At 61.8% G+C, this 18,289-nt stretch carries 17 protein-coding genes; 8 read left to right on the forward strand and 9 right to left on the reverse strand.

All coding sequences use genetic code 11. The annotated features are described in order from the left end of the window. Genes sppA through ACILSE_RS15030 form a run of 4 tightly spaced genes read right to left on the reverse strand, consistent with a single transcriptional unit; the run spans position 1 to position 5,422 of the window. Complete coding sequence (sppA, locus tag ACILSE_RS15015; RefSeq protein WP_395718227.1) at positions 1-1,032, reverse strand: signal peptide peptidase SppA; 1,032 nt, start codon at positions 1,030-1,032, stop codon at positions 1-3. A gap of 41 nt (positions 1,033-1,073) precedes the next feature. Continuing rightward, complete coding sequence (locus tag ACILSE_RS15020; protein WP_395718228.1) at positions 1,074-2,492, reverse strand: DUF1501 domain-containing protein; 1,419 nt, start codon at positions 2,490-2,492, stop codon at positions 1,074-1,076. Between the two features lie 21 nt (positions 2,493-2,513). After that, entirely contained in the window at positions 2,514-4,598 is a 2,085-nt protein-coding gene (locus ACILSE_RS15025) for a DUF1549 and DUF1553 domain-containing protein (RefSeq protein ID WP_395718229.1), read from the reverse strand. Continuing rightward, positions 4,595-5,422, reverse strand: coding sequence for a c-type cytochrome domain-containing protein (locus tag ACILSE_RS15030; RefSeq protein ID WP_395718230.1), 828 nt, complete (start codon positions 5,420-5,422; stop codon positions 4,595-4,597). Before ACILSE_RS15030 ends, ACILSE_RS15025 begins: the two co-directional genes overlap by 4 nt. Here ACILSE_RS15030 and ACILSE_RS15035 point away from each other — a divergent pair. The 4 genes from ACILSE_RS15035 (at position 5,421) to ACILSE_RS15050 (ending at position 8,199) form a co-directional block, all read left to right on the forward strand. Further along, on the forward strand, positions 5,421-5,576 hold the full coding sequence (locus ACILSE_RS15035; RefSeq protein WP_395718231.1) for a hypothetical protein: 156 nt from the start codon (positions 5,421-5,423) through the stop codon (positions 5,574-5,576). The genes ACILSE_RS15030 and ACILSE_RS15035 overlap by 2 nt on opposite strands. 201 nt (positions 5,577-5,777) lie before the next feature. Beyond that, complete coding sequence (locus ACILSE_RS15040) at positions 5,778-6,458, forward strand: response regulator transcription factor (RefSeq protein ID WP_395718232.1); 681 nt, start codon at positions 5,778-5,780, stop codon at positions 6,456-6,458. Further along, positions 6,455-7,864 (forward strand): ATP-binding protein, encoded by a 1,410-nt coding sequence (locus ACILSE_RS15045; protein ID WP_395718233.1) that lies wholly within the window; start codon positions 6,455-6,457, stop codon positions 7,862-7,864. Before ACILSE_RS15040 ends, ACILSE_RS15045 begins: the two co-directional genes overlap by 4 nt. Before the next feature lie 74 nt (positions 7,865-7,938). Continuing rightward, positions 7,939-8,199, forward strand: a complete 261-nt coding sequence (locus tag ACILSE_RS15050) for a hypothetical protein (protein WP_395718234.1) — start codon at positions 7,939-7,941, stop codon at positions 8,197-8,199. A 72-nt stretch (positions 8,200-8,271) separates the two neighbouring features. On the opposite strand, the gene ACILSE_RS15055 is transcribed toward ACILSE_RS15050, so the two are convergent. From ACILSE_RS15055 to ACILSE_RS15070, 4 genes are all read right to left on the reverse strand, one after another. Beyond that, positions 8,272-9,579 carry a DUF1501 domain-containing protein gene (locus ACILSE_RS15055; protein ID WP_395718235.1) on the reverse strand — a complete coding sequence of 436 codons (1,308 nt, stop codon included), beginning with the start codon at positions 9,577-9,579 and terminating at the stop codon, positions 8,272-8,274. Positions 9,580-9,585: 6 nt separating this feature from the next. Beyond that, entirely contained in the window at positions 9,586-12,114 is a 2,529-nt protein-coding gene (locus ACILSE_RS15060; protein WP_395718236.1) for a PSD1 and planctomycete cytochrome C domain-containing protein, read from the reverse strand. 86 nt (positions 12,115-12,200) lie between these two features. Further along, positions 12,201-13,073, reverse strand: a complete 873-nt coding sequence (gene galU, locus ACILSE_RS15065) for a UTP--glucose-1-phosphate uridylyltransferase GalU (RefSeq protein WP_395718237.1) — start codon at positions 13,071-13,073, stop codon at positions 12,201-12,203. Positions 13,074-13,076: 3 nt separating this feature from the next. Further along, positions 13,077-14,522 carry a hypothetical protein gene (locus ACILSE_RS15070; protein ID WP_395718238.1) on the reverse strand — a complete coding sequence of 482 codons (1,446 nt, stop codon included), beginning with the start codon at positions 14,520-14,522 and terminating at the stop codon, positions 13,077-13,079. A gap of 138 nt (positions 14,523-14,660) precedes the next feature. Between ACILSE_RS15070 and ACILSE_RS15075 the strand changes: the two genes are divergently transcribed. Both ACILSE_RS15075 and ACILSE_RS15080 read left to right on the forward strand, forming a co-directional pair. Continuing rightward, positions 14,661-15,983 (forward strand): glutamate--tRNA ligase, encoded by a 1,323-nt coding sequence (locus ACILSE_RS15075; RefSeq protein ID WP_395718239.1) that lies wholly within the window; start codon positions 14,661-14,663, stop codon positions 15,981-15,983. Positions 15,984-16,030: 47 nt separating this feature from the next. Beyond that, positions 16,031-16,309, forward strand: a complete 279-nt coding sequence (locus tag ACILSE_RS15080) for an Imm32 family immunity protein (protein ID WP_395718240.1) — start codon at positions 16,031-16,033, stop codon at positions 16,307-16,309. A 4-nt stretch (positions 16,310-16,313) separates the two neighbouring features. Here the strand turns inward: ACILSE_RS15080 and cutA are convergent, their stop codons facing one another. After that, the gene (gene cutA, locus ACILSE_RS15085; protein WP_395718241.1) at positions 16,314-16,631 is read right to left on the reverse strand and encodes a divalent-cation tolerance protein CutA; all 318 of its coding nucleotides are present in this window, start codon (positions 16,629-16,631) and stop codon (positions 16,314-16,316) included. Between the two features lie 12 nt (positions 16,632-16,643). Between cutA and ACILSE_RS15090 the strand changes: the two genes are divergently transcribed. After that, positions 16,644-17,816, forward strand: coding sequence for a nitrogen regulation protein NR(II) (locus ACILSE_RS15090; protein ID WP_395718242.1), 1,173 nt, complete (start codon positions 16,644-16,646; stop codon positions 17,814-17,816). 113 nt (positions 17,817-17,929) lie between these two features. After that, positions 17,930-18,214, forward strand: coding sequence for an SWIB/MDM2 domain-containing protein (locus ACILSE_RS15095; RefSeq protein ID WP_395718243.1), 285 nt, complete (start codon positions 17,930-17,932; stop codon positions 18,212-18,214). The last annotated feature ends 75 nt before the right edge of the window (positions 18,215-18,289 follow it).

The raw sequence follows: 18,289 nt of genomic DNA on the forward strand, positions 1-18,289 counted from the left end.
TCAATGCGCGTAACTTGGCGGCAGGTAATACATCATGCCCGGCTGCAGCTTCGGCAGCAGGCTGCTTCCCACATCGACCTGCACTTTCGCCGGCTGCGGCGCAGCCTTGGCGGCCGCGAAGATCTCAAAGAAGCCCGTTTCGTGGCGATACTTCACCACGCCCGCGTCCGCCGCCTTTCCAAGCTCGCGGGCCAGCGCGTAGGCGTCCTCCACATAGCCGATTTCATCCACGAGTTTCGCGTTCAGCGCCTCGCGGCCTGTCACCACGCGTCCGTCGGCAACGGTGCTCTTCAGGGTGTCCTTTGGCACGCCGCGCGCCTCGGAAACGATGCCGAGAAAGCGGTCATACATCTGCGTCACCAGGTTCTGGATGTAAGCCTTCTCGTCGTCGCGCATCGGCCGCGCGCCGCTGAGCGAGTCCTTGAACGCACCGCTGGTGAAGGTCGCCATGCTCAAGCCCACCTTGCCGAACAACTCGTGGTAATTCAGCGTCTCCATGATCACGCCTATGCTTGCGGTGAGCGTCGTCTCGCTCGCCACGATCTTCGTCGCGCCGCAGGCCACGTAATAACCGCCGGAGGCCGCCATCGAGTCCATGTAAACAACCACCGGCTTCTCCTTCGCCGCCTTTTTGACCGCGTTATAAAGAATGTCGGACGCCGTGACCTCGCCGCCGGGTGAATTGATGCGCAGCACGATGGCCTTCACATTCTTGTCCTCCACCGCCTGCTCCAGCGCGCGCTTCACCGTCTCGATGCCCGGCATCGCCTCCGTGAAAAGCCCGCCCATCTCCATCGAGGAAATGATGCCTTCAAGGTCGATATGCACGATCTTGTCCCGCGTCGGTTTCTTCGCCGTCTCCACGGTGACCTCATGGAACTTTCGTTTCGGCCGCGCGGTGGAGAACATCGCCGCGTCCGCGCTGACATCTAGGTCCAGCTTGCCCATGAACTGGCCCAGATTGAGCCCCAGGCTCACGACCAGGGCCAGCAGCAGAATGACGATCAGGCATCCGGAGGACTTGTTGCTCATAATGCGGCCATGCTACCCGCCGCGCCCATGCTTGCCAAGCCTCAGGCCACAATTTCTCTCACCACATTCCCATACAAGTCCGTGAGCCGCATGTTCCGGCCGCCGAAGCGGTAGGTGAGCTTTTCGTGGTCGAAACCGAGCAGGTGCAGCACGGTAGCGTGCCAGTCGTGGATGTGGACTTTGCCGGTGACGGCTTCGTAGCCGTGCTCGTCGGTTTCGCCGTGGGAGAAGCCGCCTTTGACGCCGCCGCCGGCCATCCAGATCGTGTAGCCTTTGTGGTTGTGGTCGCGGCCGTTGCCATCGGGCGAGTAGGAGGTGCGGCCGAACTCGCCGCCCCAGATGACGAGCGTGTCTTTGAGCAGGTCGCGCTGCTTGAGATCGGCGAGCAGGCCGGCGATGGGTTTGTCGGTCTGGGCGCAGTTTTGGCCGAGCGCGGTCTGGATGTTCGCGTGCTGATCCCAGGAACCGTGACCTAGCTCGATGAAGCGCACGCCTGCCTCGACAAAGCGCCGTGCGAGCAGGCACTGGCGGCCAAATCCATCGGTGGGGTCTTCGTTGATGCCGTAAAGGGCGAGCGTCTGCGGTGATTCGCCCGTGAGGTCCATCACGCCGGGCACGGCGTCCTGCATGCGAAAGGCGAGTTCGTAGCTCTCGATGGCTCCTTCGATGAGCGGAGCGTGCGTGTCGCGAGCGAGCTTCTCGCGATTGAGCGCGTTGATGAAATCAATCTGCCCACGCTGCTTTTGGGTGGTGAGGTGTTCGTTGCGCAGGTGGTTGAGGCCGTCGTTGTTCACCTCGCCGCGGCGTTTGATGTCGATGGCGCGGCTGCGCTGGCTGCTGTCGCTGATTTGGAACTTCGTGCCCTGATACGCAGCGGGTAGAAAGGCGCTGCCGTAGTTCTGCGCACCGCCGTTGGCGCTGGGCGGATTGATGGTGATGTAGCCGGGCAGGTTTTGGTTCTCAGTGCCGAGGCCATAGAGCGCCCAGGCGCCGAGCGAGGGCCGCACGAACTGCGAGACGCCCGTGTGCATCTGCACGAAGGCCTGCGCATGGCTGGGCTGGTCGCAAGTCATCCCGCGCAGCAGGCAGAGGTCGTCGGCGTGCTTCGCCACATTCGGGAAGGCCTCCGAAATCCACAGCCCGCTCTGTCCGCGCTGCTTGAACTCCCACAGCGACGGCATGAGCTGCGATCCAGCATAGCGCGAGGATTTGCCAGCATCCGCGATGAGGCGCGGCTTGTAGTCAAAGGTATCGAGATGCGAGGGACCGCCTCTCATGCAGAGAAAAATGACCCGCTTCGCCTTCGGCGCGAAATGCGGCTGCTTGCTCGCAAGCGGCGAGGTGGCCGCCGCAGCCAGGCTTTGGAAGGCGAGATAGCCAAAACCGGCGGACAGTGAGCGCAGCGCATCGCGGCGAGTCATAGCGGCGGTGCGATTGAGGCAAAACGAGGTCGTTTTCATGCGTGGGATGCGTTCGAGGGCTCAATCAATGACGGTGAACTCCGCTGCGCAGAGCAATGAGTGAGCGAAAGCGATGAGCGCCGCTTCGCGTGAGGTGCTGGCTTGGTTTTGCGCTTCCATCTCAAATGAGAACGCGTTGGCGAGTTCTCTCTCCTTGGCGGTTGGCGGGCGTCCGAAGGCGGAGAGCCAAGCGTGATCGAGTTGCTCAAAAACGGTGAGCTTGCCCAGCCGTGTGGCGAATGCCTCCGCCTGCTCGCGGACGAAGGCAGAGTTCAGCGCGTGTAGGGCCTGCAAAGGCACGGTGGTGGTTTCGCGTGCGCCCATGACGTTGCTGGCATCAGGTGCGTCGTAGAGTTCCATCATCTCCGGCAGCACACTGCGCACACGCGGCAGATACACGCTGCGCACGGGAGCGGCGATTTTGCGGATCTCCGGTTCAAAGACGGCCTGGCCCACGGTGCCCTCGCCTGCGGCGGCGATGAGCGGCTTCGCGGGGCGGGTGAGGTCGAGTTTGCCGCTCACGGCGAGCATCGCATCGCGCACGGCCTCGGCTTCGAGACGACGTGGGCTCATGCGCCAGAGGAAAACATTGTCAGGATCGCGCTCGAAGTCTTCCGCATCGAAAGTGGATGCCTGCTGCCAGGTGCGCGTGAGCACCAACTCGCGGATGAGGGCCTTGAGCGACCATTTTTGCTCGATGAGCCGCAGCGCGAGATGATCGAGCAGCTCTGGGTGCGTGGGTTTGTCTCCCGTGGCACCGAAATCATCCACCGTGCGCACCAGGCCCTGTCCGAAGAGCCAATGCCAGGTGCGATTCGCGATCACGCGGGCCGTGAGTGGATTGCGCGGGCTGGCGAGCCAGTCGGCGAATTGCAATCGACCGCTGCCCTCGCGCAGACGCAGTGTCGGCGGTGTGGACCCGGGATGCAGCGCACGGAGAAAGCCCGCACTGACCAATGCGCCCGGTTTGTCCAGCTCGCCACGCTCCAGGATGCGCGTCTCCAGCGGCGCATCGCGGTCCTGCACGCCCATGATCAAGGTGAGCGGGTTGCCTTGGGCATCATAGGATTGCATCAGCGCCTCGCTTTGATCCCGCTGCGTGCGGGAGCGCCGCAGCATGGCGCGGGTCACGCCATCGCCACCGCGGATGGTGCGCATGATGTCGTCCATCTTTTGCGCGGTGGCCTCCTGCTCCGCCTTCATCTCGGCGAGCTGCTGCGCGGTGAGCGCATCACGGCCCGCAGACAAACCCATGCCGGTGACATCGAGCAGCGTGGAATACTGCCTCGACTGCGCTTTGATGAGGCCGTAGTGCGTCTCCGTGTTGCGGAAGATCGCGGCGAGCGCGTAGTAGTCCGCCTGCGGGATGGGATCGGTCTTGTGATCGTGACAGCGAGCGCACGCGGCGGTGAGTCCGAGAAAGGCGCGAGTGGTGGCATCGATCTGCTCATCCACGAGGTCCGCGTGAAACTTCCGGTCCTCCACCTCGCCAACGAGTTTTTGACCGACAGCGAGAAAACCGGTGGCAACGAGATTTTGCGCCCACTCCTTGTCCGACGAGATCGGCAGCAAATCGCCCGCGATCTGCTCGCGAATGAAGCGGTCGAAGGCTTTGTCCGCGTTCAGGCTGTCGATCACATAATCGCGGTAGCGCCAGGCATAAGGATGGATGCCATTGGCATCACCGCCGGTCGATTCGGCGAAGCGGGCCACGTCGAGCCAGTGCTGGCCCCAGTGCTCGCCAAAACGCGGCGATTTCAGCAGCGAGTCCACCAGTGCGGCGATGGCGGTTTGATTCAAATCCGGCCCGATTTCACGCTGCCAGTGCTCCACGATCTCCGCAGAGGGCGGAAGGCCGCAAAGGGCGAAAAACAGCCGCCGCACCAGCACTCGCGCCTCCGCTGGTTTCGCGGGCGAAAGGCCGTTTTTCTCCTGCGCGGCCAAAACATGGCGATCCACTATGCTGAGCGGCCAAGAGGCATTTTTGACCGCTGGCGGCGAAACATTCACCGGCTGGCGAAAAGACCAAAAAACCTCCTTTTTCGAGGCTTCCTGGCCCTGACAGGTCAGCGCGGCAAACAGAGGCAGAAAAAGCAGGCGTTTCATGGTTTGAAGCTGTTGGAGGTTGTCGGCGGACGCTTCGGTTTGACCGCGATGGGCGCGTCATTTTCCTCCTGCGCGGTTATGAGGTTCAGCTCGGTAATCTGACCGTCCTTCACCACGAGATGCGCCTTCACGCCGCCCTGCTTCACCGCCTCGAAAGCTGGATTCGCCAGCCCACCGCTCAATTCGATGCCGACCAGCAAGTCTTGAGTTCGCCTCGCGAGCGTGGCCGTGGTGATGAGCGCCTTCTCCGCGACCTTTTGCGTCGTCTCCGCAGCGCCACCATCACGCATCATGCCGCCCCTGCCCTTTCCTTTGCCCATGCCGCCACGCATCATGCCTCCGCCGCTGCTGCTGTCGCGAGTGTAAGTCACGGAGCTTCCGCGCACTGCCGTGATCGTCGCAAAAAATCCCGAGCCCTCCGCCGCAGGCGTGGCTGGAGTGCCACCAGCGACCGGTGGGCTGCCAGCGCCAAAGGGAGCACCCATCTCGATCCATTGTTTGAAGTCCGCCAGCACCGCCGCTGAGAGACGTTCGCGCGGCGGCATCTGCAAATCGGCATCCGCGTAGGTCATCGAGACATAGAGCAGGCTTTTCGCCGCATCACCGGGCACCAGCGCCGGGCCGCTGTCCCCGCCCGCGAGCAAAGCCGCATGTGAATCCACCGCGAGTCCGCCCTTCATCTTGCGGCCCATTTGATGGCAGTTGAAGCACTTCTGCTGCAACACCGGCAGAATCTTCTGGCTGAAAAAATCCGCGCCAGCCTTCTGCGGCGCTTGAGGCACTTGCTCAGCGTTCGCAGGCATCTGCGGAGGCTTCGTTGGCATGGTCGGACCCGTCGCCGGTGATGCCGGAGGCGACGGAGGTGTCATGGGCCGACCTTTCCCCTTGCCCTTCCCTTTGCCAAACCCGCCCCGCATCCCCGGCGGCTGCGGGGCCTCCTCCGGCCTCTCCGGCATCGGTGCCTGCGCCAGCGACTGAGCAGCAGCGGTCAGAATGAGAAGAGGGAGAAAAAGTCGGCGGAACATGCCGCCAAGCGTGGCCCCTCAAGATGATGCGAACATGATGCAGGCCGCGAAAATGACGCATTGGATGACCGACTTATGACTCGCACTCATAAAACTCACTTCCGTCCGCATCATCTTCGCGTCATCTTCCAGCCCCACACTCACCTCCCTGCTCATGCGCCTCCTCGTCGTCGAAGATTCCACCCGCTTGCGCGAGTCCATCGTGCTCGCCCTGCGGCGCAGCGGCTATGCCGTGGACGCCACGGGCGATGGCCGCGAGGGGCTGGAGATGTCGGAGGATCATCCCTATGATGCGGCCATCCTCGATGTCATGCTGCCATCGCTCGATGGCTTCACGATCCTGAAGACCCTGCGAGCCTCCGGCAACCGCACACCCGTCATGTTCCTCACCGCCAGGGATGCCATCGTGGATCGCGTGGCCGGTTTGCGCGGCGGTGCGGATGATTATCTCGTCAAACCCTTCGCGCTGGAAGAACTGCTCGCTCGCGTCGAGGCGCTTTGCCGACGCGGTTATCAAAACGCGGCCAGCGAGATCACGCTGGCGGACCTCATGCTCGACTCCGCCGCGCGGAAAGCCATGCGCTGCGGAGTCACGCTCGATCTCACCGCCCGCGAGTTTGCCCTGCTGGAGTATTTGATGCTCCGCGCCGGGCAGATCGTCACCCGCACCCAGATCGAGCAGCACATCTATGACGATCTCGTCTCGCCCATGAGCAACGTGGTGGATTCCGCCGTGTGTGCGTTGCGGAAAAAAATCGCCGTGCGTGATGATCTCGCGCCGCTCATCCACACTCGACGCGGCCAGGGCTATGTCATGGAGGCACGCCGCGCATGACCTCCATCAAAAGACGCCTCTCGCTCTGGCTGCTCGGCGGCCTTGCCGTGCTGTGGTGCGCCGCCGGAGCGGGCGTCTATCTCAGCGTGCGCCACAGCTTGCACAAATCTCTCGATGCCGCGCTAGCGGTCGATGCACGGCTCGCACGATTCACCACCCGCGGTGACACCACCGACGATGACAACGCCCCGCGAGGACGCGGCATGCGCCTGCAAGACCGCCTCGCCGATTATCACGATCCGCAAGGCGGCTCCTACTTTCAGACGTGGAACTCGAATGGGGAGGCTATCGAGCGATCCAGCAGCCTTGGAGACATGCAGCTACCCGCCCTCGAAGTGTCCGGCACCGATCCCGTCTTCACCTCCGGCACACTCGCCAATGGCCGCCCCGTGCGCATGATGGCCTTCCGCACCGCCGCGAGCGCTGCCAAAGGCCCGGGCAAAGGAAAAGGCAAAGGCAGGCCCGGCAGCGACTCCAATCTCATCGTGCTCGCCAAGGACTCCGCCGCCGCGCAGCAGACACTCAATTCTGTGCTCGGCGGCATCGGCATCACCGGCCTGCTAGCCGCCTGCGGCACCATCTTCCTCGTCAGCATCGCCCTGCGCCACGGCCTGCGCCCGCTCCAGATACTCGGCGAACAAACCCGCAGCATCGACGCCCCCACGCTGCACGCCCGCTTTGATGCCACCACCGCTCCCGCTGAACTGCGCCCGATCTACACCGCGCTCAACGAGCTGCTGCATCGCCTCGAGCAGGGCTTCGAGCGCGAGAGACGCTTCAGCGCCGACCTCGCCCACGAAATGCGCACGCCCGTCGCCGAACTCAAAATGCTCGGCGAAGTCGCCCTCAAATGGCCGGATCAAGCCGATGCCGAGCTTCCGGCTCATACGCTCGCCATTGCCTCTCAACTCGAGAACCTGATCGAGGCCCTCCTCACCCTTGCCCGCCTCGAATCCGGCGAAACGGCCCTTCAGCTCTCCACCGTCGATCTCAGCACCCTGTGTCACGAATGCCTGCAACCCTGCGCTGACAAAGTGGACGCCAAGCAACTCGACCTCCGCCTCCGCTCCGCCCCCGGGCTTTCGATGGAAACCGATGCGCGGCTGCTGCGCATCATCCTGACCAATCTGCTCACCAACGCCGTAGAATACGCACCTGAATCCACCAGAATCGAGATCGAACTCGATGCAGGCAGCATCACCATCGCCAACGCCGCGCCCGATCTGCCTCAGGAAGACCTGCCACACTTGTTTGACCGCTTCTGGCGTGCTGAGAAGTCACGCAGCAACAGCGCCCACAGCGGACTCGGCCTGGCGCTCGCCCGGCAGGCTGCCAAAGCCATCGGCTGCCGACTCGACGCATCGCTAGCTCGTGGGGTTTTGAGTTTCACGCTCAAAAAAGTCTGACTCATCACCTTCGCGTCATCTTCGCGAATCATCATGGGCACGTGACTGAAACCACCCGGTCACTTCCAAACACCATGAAGAAAACACTCGTCACCCTCATCGCCGCCGCGCTGGCGGTTTCCATCCCCTCCGCATTCGCCCACCGCGGCGGCCACATGAAAGCCGCCGCCGATGGACAGGCCGATCCTGCTGCACCTCCTGCACCCGGTCCCGGAGCCATGCATGGCAAAGGCAAAGGCAAAGGTAAGGGGAAAGGCAAGGGCAAAGGACAAGGCAAAGGCGGCCCCGGCCGCGGCGGCAAAGGCATCCAAGGCGGAATGCCGGACCAGAAGTGAAGCTTCGTACTGCCACCCACCAGCAAGGCCGCGCTCCGAAAAGGGCGCGGCCTTTTTCACCAATTTCAACGATCAGGCCACAATCTCCCGCACCACGGAACCATGAATATCAGTGAGTCTGAAATCTCGGCCCGCATGCCGATACGTTAGCTTTTCGTGGTCCATGCCGAGCAGGTGCAGGATCGTCGCATGCCAATCGTGGATGCTCACTTTCCCATCGACGGCCTCGTAGCCGTAATCATCGCTGAATCCATGGCTCACGCCCGCTTTCACACCACCGCCGGCCATCCACATCGTGAACGCCTTGACATTGTGATCGCGGCCGTCCGTGCCCTCCGCATGCGGTGTGCGGCCAAACTCGCCGCCCCAGTTCACGAGCGTGTCCTTGAGAAGTCCGCGTGACTTCAAGTCGGTGAGCAGTCCGCGCAGCGGCAGATCGACGGCCGCACAGCTTGCTGGCAGTTTTTCGCCGAGGCCGGCGTGATGATCCCAGTCGCCGTGATTGATCTCCACGAAGCGCACACCCGCCTCGACCATGCGTCGCGCCAATAGGCACTTGCGACCAAAATCATCCGTCACCGCATCGCCGATGCCGTAGAGCTTCTTCGTTGCCTCGCTCTCCTTGTTCAAATCCATGAACACGGGCATCTCGCTCTGCATCTTGTAGGCCAGTTCGTACGATTCTATCAATCCATCGACCTGTGGATCATGCTGCTCGCGGGCGAGCTTGCCGCGGTTCAGCGCCTGAATGAGGTCCAACTCGGCCCGTTGCGATGTGGCATCGAGCTTCGGTCGTAAATTGGCCATCTCCGCGTTCGCGATGGGCCGTTTCTCCGCGCCGATGCGCGTGCCCTGATGCTGCGCGGGCAAAAACGCGCTGCCGTAGTTTTGCGCGCCGCCGAAACCGCTCGCGGGCGTGATCGTGATGAAGCCCGGCAGGTTCTCATTCAGCGATCCGAGGCCGTAAAGTGTCCATGCGCCCATTGAGGGTCGCACGAACTGTGAACTGCCTGTGTGCAGTTTCAAATAAGCCTGCGGATGCGCCGGAAGATCGGTCTGCATGCCGTGTAGGAAGCACAGATCATCCGCCGACTTCGCTAGTTCAGGAAACAGCTCTGACATCCATTGCCCACTCTGCCCATGCTGTGCGAACTTCCAGCGTGACCCGAGAAGCTGCGTGCCGGCGCGTGTTCCTGGCTTGCCGCTGTCGGCGTTGAGCTTCGGCTTGTAGTCAAACGTGTCCACATGCGATGGCGCGCCACGCATGCAGAGGAAGATCACCCGTTTGCTCGATTTGACGGCCTGCGGAGCCGCCAGCGCGGACAAACCGAGCCAGCCGAAGCCTAGTGAGGTATTTTGCAGGAAGTGGCGGCGTTTCATGGCAGTTCAGTTCAGGAATAAAAAGTCAGCGCTGGCGAACAGGGCCCGGCAGATGCTGGTCCACGAGGAGAGGTCATTGTGGTCGAGTTTTCGAGCTGCAGCGATCTCATCTGCGAATGGCTCACGACCATACGCGAGACGACAGGCAAGGCTGAAGCGCCTCTCGAATCCTGCTTCGCTCATCACACGCTTCGCCATGATAGCGGATTGTTCGGAAACGAAGTCGCTGTTCATCAAATACAAGGCTTGAGGCGGGACGATGGTCGTTTCACGAGCGCCGAGCACAACACTGGGATCCGTGAAGTCAAAAACGGCCAGCACCTCCGGCTGAATGCTACGGGCGATGGGCAGGTAGAGACTGCGATGACGGCCGTTGGCCTTCACGATGGCTTCCTCCTGCAAGACTTGGTAGCGTTCGCCTCCAATGGGTCCGTCACCAGCCAGCGCGATGAGCGAGCCAGCCTGTGGCGTCGGATCGAGTGCACCGCTGGCAGCAAGCATGGCATCACGAACCGTCTCCGCATCGAGACGGCGAGTGTTCATGCGCCAGAGCAGCGTGTTGTCAGGATCGACGACCTGGTTGGCCTCGTCATAGCGTGTATCGAGCTGGTAAACACGACTGCTGACGATGTGCTTGATGAGTTTCTTTAGGCTCCAGCCATCGGCGATGAACTGCTGGGCAAGATAATCGAGCAATTCTGGATGCGACGGCCGCGCGCCACTCGCGCCGAAATTGTCCACGCTTTCAACCAACCCGCGGCCAAAGATCCAATGCCAGACTCGATTCACGGCCACTCTCGCGGTGAGTGTGTTTTGAGGTGAGGCGATCCAGTTCGCGAGTTCGAGGCGTCCGCTCAGGCCTTTTGGAATGTTAAGTTTTGTACCATGCGCCATGAATTCAGGCACGCCGCGTGGCACTCTATCGCCTTCCCTATCAATACTGCCACGGATGAACAACGGACTGTCTGCGATCGAGTCGAAGCCGCTGCTGGATCTACCACGTGAGTTTGGCCCGCCCATGCTCGCATTCATGCGCGGGCGGCCTGTGGAGGGCTCGACGGTAGGTTTGTCAAAGGCACCCATGATGCGTGGCTTGGTTGTGCCGTCTGGATTGAAAGCGATGATCTCTGTCTCGATCTGTTTGGCGCGTGTGATGAGCCGGACCACGTCAAAGCTGGACATTTGATCCGATCCACCACCGCCGCTGCGACGTGCCGCTAGCGCGGCATCACGACGCGCCAGGATCCTGTCATACTCGGCTTTTTTCTGTGCATAAACGGCGGGATCCATGCGGCGGTCGATCTTTTTGAGCCCGGCGGATGCGGGAACCTCGATCAAGCTCGACGCATTGCGGCCCTGCACGCCGCCGACGGTGCCGAAGCGTGTCTCCGTGCTCAGGAAGATGCCCGCGAGCGCGGTATAGTCCTTCTGCGTGATGGGGTCAAACTTGTGATCATGGCAGCGGGCGCAGGAAACCGTCATGCCCATGAACGCCTGCGACACCGCGTCGATCTGCTCATCCGCGAGATCGACGGCGAACTGTCGCGGATCAGTGCCATTGAGAGGCTTTGGCCCCACCGCGAGAAACCCGGTGGCGATGAGCTTCTGCGCACGATCGGCATCTCCGCTGTCTGGCAGCAGATCTCCGGCGATCTGCTCGCGGATGAACTGGTCGAAAGGCTTGTCGGCCTGAAAGGCGTCGATCACGTAATCGCGGTAGCGCCAGGCCTCGGGCATCGTGACATTCACGTCGCGGCCGGTCGTTTCAGCAAAGCGTGCGACGTCGAGCCAGTGCCGCGCCCAGCGTTCGGCGAACTGGCGGTTGCCGAGAAGAGAATCGACGAGGCTTTCGGGAGAAGACAATGAGACAGGGAGACTTTGAGATGGGGGGAGTCCCTTCTCCTTGTCTGATTGTCTCCTTGTCTCACTGTCTGGCGGAGGAGGAAGGCCGGTCAGATCGAGATAAAGCCTGCGCGTGAGCGTGGCGGCATCCGCATCGGCCACCGGCTTGAGGTTTCTCTCCTCCAACTTCGCGAGAATGAAGCGGTCGATGTCCGTTCTGGCCCAGTTTGTGTCCTTCGGCTGCGGCACGCTGGGTTTCGTGAGTGGCTGATAGGCCCACCAAGATTCCGCTGATGAAGCGTCATACGTTTTGGTGACAACGGCGGTGCCTTCACGGGGATCCTGAGCGCCCATCATCACCCACTGCTCAAAATCGGCGACCACACTGTCCGGCAGTTTGCCGCCTTTGTTTTTGGGCGGCATGCCAGTATCCGCGTCCTGCCAGCGCAGTGCGGTGATGAGCAGGCTCTTGTTCAAGTCACCCGGCACGACGGCGGGTCCGTGCTCGCCGCCGCTGAGCAGGCCGGCACGTGTCTCGAGGAGCAGTTCGCCCTTCACCTTCTCCGACTGTGCCGAGTGGCAGGAGTAGCACTTGTCCGCCAGCACCGGCCTGATCTTCGCCTCAAAGAAGGCACTCTGTTTCGGCGTGATGGCCGTGGCGCTGGTGGCGGCGAGAAGGAAAAGAAGTCTCATGGTTGTGGCAATGAAACCACCCCCACGAATGAAGTTTTGCTCCCGGGCGCAGATAAACGCGGATTAATCTTCAAAGCCTGATGCGCTCACACCAGCGTCTTCAAATACTCCCGTAGCGCTGGAGCAATGTCATCGCGCTGAAGGCCGAAGTGAATGTTTGCCTTGATGAAATCGAGCTTGTTGCCGATGTCGTGACGCGCGCCGTCATAGCGAAGGCCGTGCAGCGTTTCCTCCCGCATAAGGCTGGCCATGGCGTCGGTGAGCTGAAGCTCACCGCCTTTTCCGGGTGGTGTCTTTCTGAGGTGATCAAAGATGCGCGGCGAGAGCACGTAGCGGGCGCTGACAGCGAGATTGGAGGGCGCTTCCTCGGGTTTCGGCTTTTCGACGAAGGAGGTGGCGCGGATGAGGTCGGGGGCGATCTCATCGCCGCCGAGGATGCCGTAGCGGCTGACTTTCTCACGTGGGACTTGTTGCAGTGCGACAGCGGAGCCGCCGTAAGTCTCCACGACATCGGCAAGCTGCCGTGTGACGGGTTTGGCATCGTTGGTGGTGACAACCGTGTCGCCGAGCAGCACGGCGAAGGGTTCGTTCCCGACATGATCCTGCGCGTAGAGGATCGCATCGCCGAGGCCACCCATCTTTGGCTGCCAGATGAAGTGGATGCGCGCCATGGTCTGCATGCGGCGCAACTCGACGAGGTCGGCGTCACGGCCTTTGGCGGCGAGTTCGGTCTCAAGATCGAAGGCGGGATGAAAATGCTCCTCAATGGGACGTTTCGAGCGTGAGATGATGATCAGGATGTCCTCGATGCCGGAGGCGACGGCTTCCTCGACGACGTATTGGATGACCGGCTTGTCCACGAGCGGCAGCATCTCCTTTGGCACGGCCTTGGCGACGGGCAGAAAGCGGGTGCCGTAGCCAGCGGCGGGGATGACGGCTTTGCGGACGCGTGGTGGCATGGGTCAGTCTTTTTTGAAGAGCCATTTGAGGCCTTTGAAGGTGTCGATGAGTCCTTTGGCCTTTTCCTCGATGTCCCCGCCGAGGAGACCTTCGAGACGGCGCTGGATGTCAGGCTTCACCTGCGGATGGGAGAGCGTGCCGCTGATGGTGAGGTCGAAGGCGAGGCGGCCCTGTTCGTCGGAGAAGCCATCGACGACCATGCGGGAAATCGTTTCGCCCAGGCCGCGGGCGGCCACGCCGCGCACGACCTGCTCCTTCAGGGCGGGGCCGCAATACAGCCGCGTGAGCATGCCCTGGTCGTCCTTGGCGAAGTCGAGCCACGAGTCGCGCTTCACGGTGACCTCGTAGTCGGGCATGGCGAGGTGGGCGTTGTCGAGGAAGGTGATTTTTTGATCCTTGGCGAGGACCTGGACGGCGAGATCCTGCTGCAACGGGCCGCCGATGCGGATGCCGCGCAGGTCGATGCCGTATTTCATGAGCTTGTCGAGCTGGTCGCCCGCCGCGTCGCCGATGGTCATGTGGCCGCCGAGGACGGAGCCGCGGTCGATGACGAGCTTCAGCATCGCGGCCGGGGACCAGGACATCGTGGCGGGGTCGATGGGATTCACATTACCCTCGCCATTGACGCGCATGTCGGCGAAGCGCACCTGCTGCATGCGACCGCCGATTTGCGCGACGCCGTCGAGCACCGCTTTTGCGCCGAGGCGGACTTTGAGATGGTTGTGGCCGCCTAGGTCGGCGGGGTCGATGTCGATCTCGGTGATGGAGAGGTTGAAGTCGCTGATCTCGCCGTCGAAGCGGGCGTCGGCACTCTGATTGCTGACGCGGAAGCGTCCTTGCTCGATGCTGATCTCCTGAAGGGCCAGCCGGGCTGATTGTGTGGAGGGAGCGGAGCCCCCGGTGGATGGCGGCACGTCGGAGAGAGGCTCGTTCGTCGCCACCGTTGGCGCGGGCTGGACGGGAATGGCACGCGCTACGTCTGGCTCGCTGCCAGCCGCTGCGACGCCTTCCATGGGCCGGACGAAAAGTTTTTCCAGCGAGCTGCCTTTGTCGGGACTGATCGACTCCTGGACGTCCACGCCGATGAAACGGATCACGCGAGGCAGGAAGTGCTTTTGCAGCAGCGCCTCAGGAATGAGCTCGGCGTAGGCCATGTCCACCTTCAGCGGCGCATCGGCGAGCGGCGGGCGCTCGGCGAGCGGACGGCCGACGAATTCGTCACGCGGGGCCACCTTGAAGCCGGAGATGCGCAGGCTGGGCGGCCAGGTGAAGAGCGTGAGCGTCACGTCGTCGATGTGGACGCGTGCGTTGATGTTTTTCTCGGTCTGCTGGACGAGGAAGTCCTTGTCCACATAACGGCGCAGCGCATAAGCGCCGGCAAGAGGCGCGGCGATGGCCACGAGCAGCAGCAGGCCGAGCAGAATGAGGAGAAGGCGGGCGATCTTCATGGCGGCGAGCATATGCAGCCGGCGGCGGTTGGAAATTTGAGATTTCAAATTTGAAACGGGGATTCCCGGCTATGATCGCGGCCCGTTTTTCAATCATCCAATCCAGCGGGCAGGAATGCCCGCGTTACTTTTCCCCTCATGTCCATTCGCGTTCGTTTTGCTCCTTCGCCCACCGGTGACCTTCATGTCGGCGGTGCGCGCACGGCTTTGTTTAACTGGCTCATGGCCCGCAAACATGGCGGCACCTTCATCCTGCGTGTCGAAGACACCGATGGCGCACGCAACACGGCCGAAGCCTCCGCGGGCATCCTCAAAGGGCTGCGCTGGCTCGGACTGGACTGGGATGAAGGCCCGGAGATCGGCGGCAATCACGGCCCGTATTTCCAAAGCCAACGCAAGGACATCTACGACGCTTACTTCAAGAAGCTGGAGGACGCCGGACGCGTGTATGCGGAGGAAAACGGCGCGATGCGCTTCAAGTTCAGCCGCACGGCCATCACCGTGCATGATCTCGTGTGCGGGGATGTGACCTTCGCGCCCACGGAGGAGCCGGACATGACGATCCGCCGCCCGGACGGCAGTTACATCTTCCATTTTGTCAATGTGGTGGACGACATCGAGATGCGCATGACCCACGTCATCCGTGGCGAGGATCATCTCTCGAACACCTGGAAGCACATCGACCTCTTCAGCGCCTTCGGTGCCACGCCGCCGACCTACGCGCACATCCCGCTCATCCTGAATCCGGACGGCACGAAGATGAGCAAACGCGACGAGGGCAGCGCCATTGAGCACAGCTACATGAACGCCGGTTTCCTGCCCGACGCCGTGTTCAACTACCTCTGCCTGCTCGGCTGGACACCGAAGTCCGAGGGCGAAAAACTCTCCCGCACCGAACTGACCGCGTTGTTCGACGCCGAGGCCATCCACAGCAGCAACGCGAAGTTCGACATGAAGAAGGCGCAGTGGTTCAACGCGCAGTATCTGCGCGAATTGAGCTCCGAGGAACTGCTGAAGAACGCGAAGCCCTTCCTCGCTGCCAAAGGCCTGTCATGGACCGATGACGCGATGGCTGCCGCAGCGGTGCACAGCGTGCGTGAAAAAGTGAGCCTGCTCATCGAACTGCCCGAGTGGGTGCATTACTTCTTCCGCGAGGATTTCCCCTTTGAAGCTGACGTCGTGACCAAATTGAAGGCCAAACCCGAAAACGCCGGCCTGCTCAAGGCCGCGAGCGATCAACTCGCCCAAGCCGCCGAATGGACCGAACAAAGCGTCCACGATGCCGTCGAAGCAGCGGCGAAGGCTTTGAGTGTTAAACCCGGTGCGATGATGCCGCTGCTGCGTTTTGCGCTCAGCGGCCAGTCACGCGGTCCGGGTGTGACGACGATCGCGCATTTGATCGGCAAGGAGAAGACGCTGGCGAGGATTCAGAGGGCGCTGTTACAGGTGCTGGGCGTGTAAGGGGCTATACCTTCAAATCGCGTCAAAGGTGCTAGCACCCTACTTTTATGGACAAACACCTCCTCACATTCGAACTCTCACCCGAGAAAGACCAACTATTCATTCACGGTGATGAGGCTGGGCTCCGGTACTTGTCCATGCAGCTTTTACGGCTCGCAGATCATGCTGCACGCGGCGAGGTCGAGCACACACATTTGATCACTGAGTCATGGGGCGGCACTGGTCTTTCGGCAGAACCACAAAGCCAAACCGACACACTCATCAACCATGTGAAGCTTTATGGTTGGCCCAAGCCATTCGGAAATGACCACGACACCAAAGCCTGAGTCGTCACGAAACACTTTCCCCAACCCACCGCACATAACTCTCCGCCACCTGCTCCGGTTTGAGCGCCACGATCTCCGGCACGTCGTAGGGATGCAGTTCGCGGAGGCGTGATTCGAAGCGGGGCCAGGCGGCGGGCGTGGTTTTGAAGAGGGCCAGCACTTCGGCGGCGGTTTCGACCTTGCCCTCCCAGCGGTAGATGGATTCGACGGCTGGGATGAGATTCACGCAGGCGGCGAGTTGCGATTCCACCAGCGCCGTGCCAGTCTCGCGCGCCTTGCCGATGTCCGGGAAGGTGCAGAGGACGATCAGGATGTCGTTCATGACCGCCAGTGTATGAGATCCGCCTTCATCGACAAGCTCATCAAACGCATGGACCGCCTGGAACCGGGCGAGGTGCAGGGCATTGTTCTGGAACTGGCGCGGGAGAAGAAGTTTCAGGAGAAAGTGTTCGAGGCGCTCCAAGAGGGAGTCATCCTGCTCGATACCGAGGGGAAGGTGACCTATGTGAACCGGGCGGCCTGCACGTTTTTCGGCCTGCAGCAGGTCCAGGTGATCGGCCAGCGGCTGGCGCAGGGCGTGCGCGGGCTGGATTGGAACGAACTGCTGAAGCCAGGTACGGTGGTGAGCCGTGACCTGGAGATTTTTTATCCGGAGAACCGCTACCTCAATTTCTACATCACCAGCATCGATGATGATTCACAGCTCGGCTTCGTGATGCTGATCCGCGACGTCACCGAGACGCGGAAGCGAACGGAGGAGCAGATCGAGAGCGAGCGGCTGAACGCCTTCACGCTGCTGGCGGCCGGGGTGGCGCACGAACTGGGCAATCCGCTCAATTCCTTGACCATCCATCTCCAACTCCTCGAACGCCGCCTGAAGAAGATGGGCGCGAAGGGCGAGGCCCTGCGCGAGCACCTGGATGTGGCCACAGGCGAGATCAAACGGCTGGATTTCATCATCGGGCAGTTCCTCGCCGCGATCCGCCCGACCCAGCCGCAGCTCCAGCGCGTGCAGTTGCGCGAACTGATCGAGGAGTGCGCGCGTTTCCTCCAGCCTGAGCTGGAACAGGGCAAGGTGAAGCTGAAGCTCGATCTCCGTGCCGACCTGCCGATGATGCCCTTGGATGCGAACCAGATGAAGCAGGCGATCTACAATCTCATCCGGAACGCCTGCCAGGCGATGCCGAACGGCGGCGCGCTGACCATCGTCGGCACGTTCACGGACTATGAGGTGCGGCTCAGCTTTGAGGACACGGGCAAGGGCATCAGCCCGGAGCAGATGGGCCGTCTTTTCCAGCCTTTCGCGACCACGCGCAGCACGGGCACCGGTTTGGGCCTGCTGATCGTGCGCCGCATTATCCGCGAGCACGGCGGCGAGATCGACATCGAAAGCCGGGAAGGGCAGGGGACGCGTGTGAGCCTGTGGCTGCCGCTGGTGGAGAAAAGTGTGCGGCTGCTGGAAGGGGGGGGCGACAATAACGAAACCAGAATGAGGAATGACGAATGAATGTCCAATTCGGGTTTCGTCATTTTTGTTCCGTGAAACAGAAAATGCACGGAACCACCTTCAAGGCATCCGGGGTTGACCTGCTGCCTATCAGCCGCCAGCCTCTCATCCCTATGTCCGACTCAACCAATTCCAAACCCGCCCGCAAACTCAATCCCGCCCTCGCCAAGCCCGTCCAGCCCGACGAAGTCCTGGCCGCCGTGGTGGGCTCGACACCGCTCTCCCGTGGTGAACTGACCAAAAAGCTCTGGGACTACATCAAGGCGAACGGCCTTCAGGACCAGGCCAAGAAGACCAACATCAACGCTGACGAGAAGCTCAAGGCCGTTTTCGGCGGCAAGAGCCAGGTGACGATGTTTGAGATGACCAAGCTCGTCTCCGCGCACATCAAGGCCTGAGTTTACAGGCAAAGCAGCAGCGATTAACCGATTGGCCGTCCTCCGGGACGGCCAATTCTTTGTTGCAACAACCCT

The sequence above is a fragment of the Prosthecobacter sp. genome (assembly GCF_044236155.1).
In the GTDB taxonomy this organism is placed as follows: domain Bacteria; phylum Verrucomicrobiota; class Verrucomicrobiia; order Verrucomicrobiales; family Verrucomicrobiaceae; genus Prosthecobacter.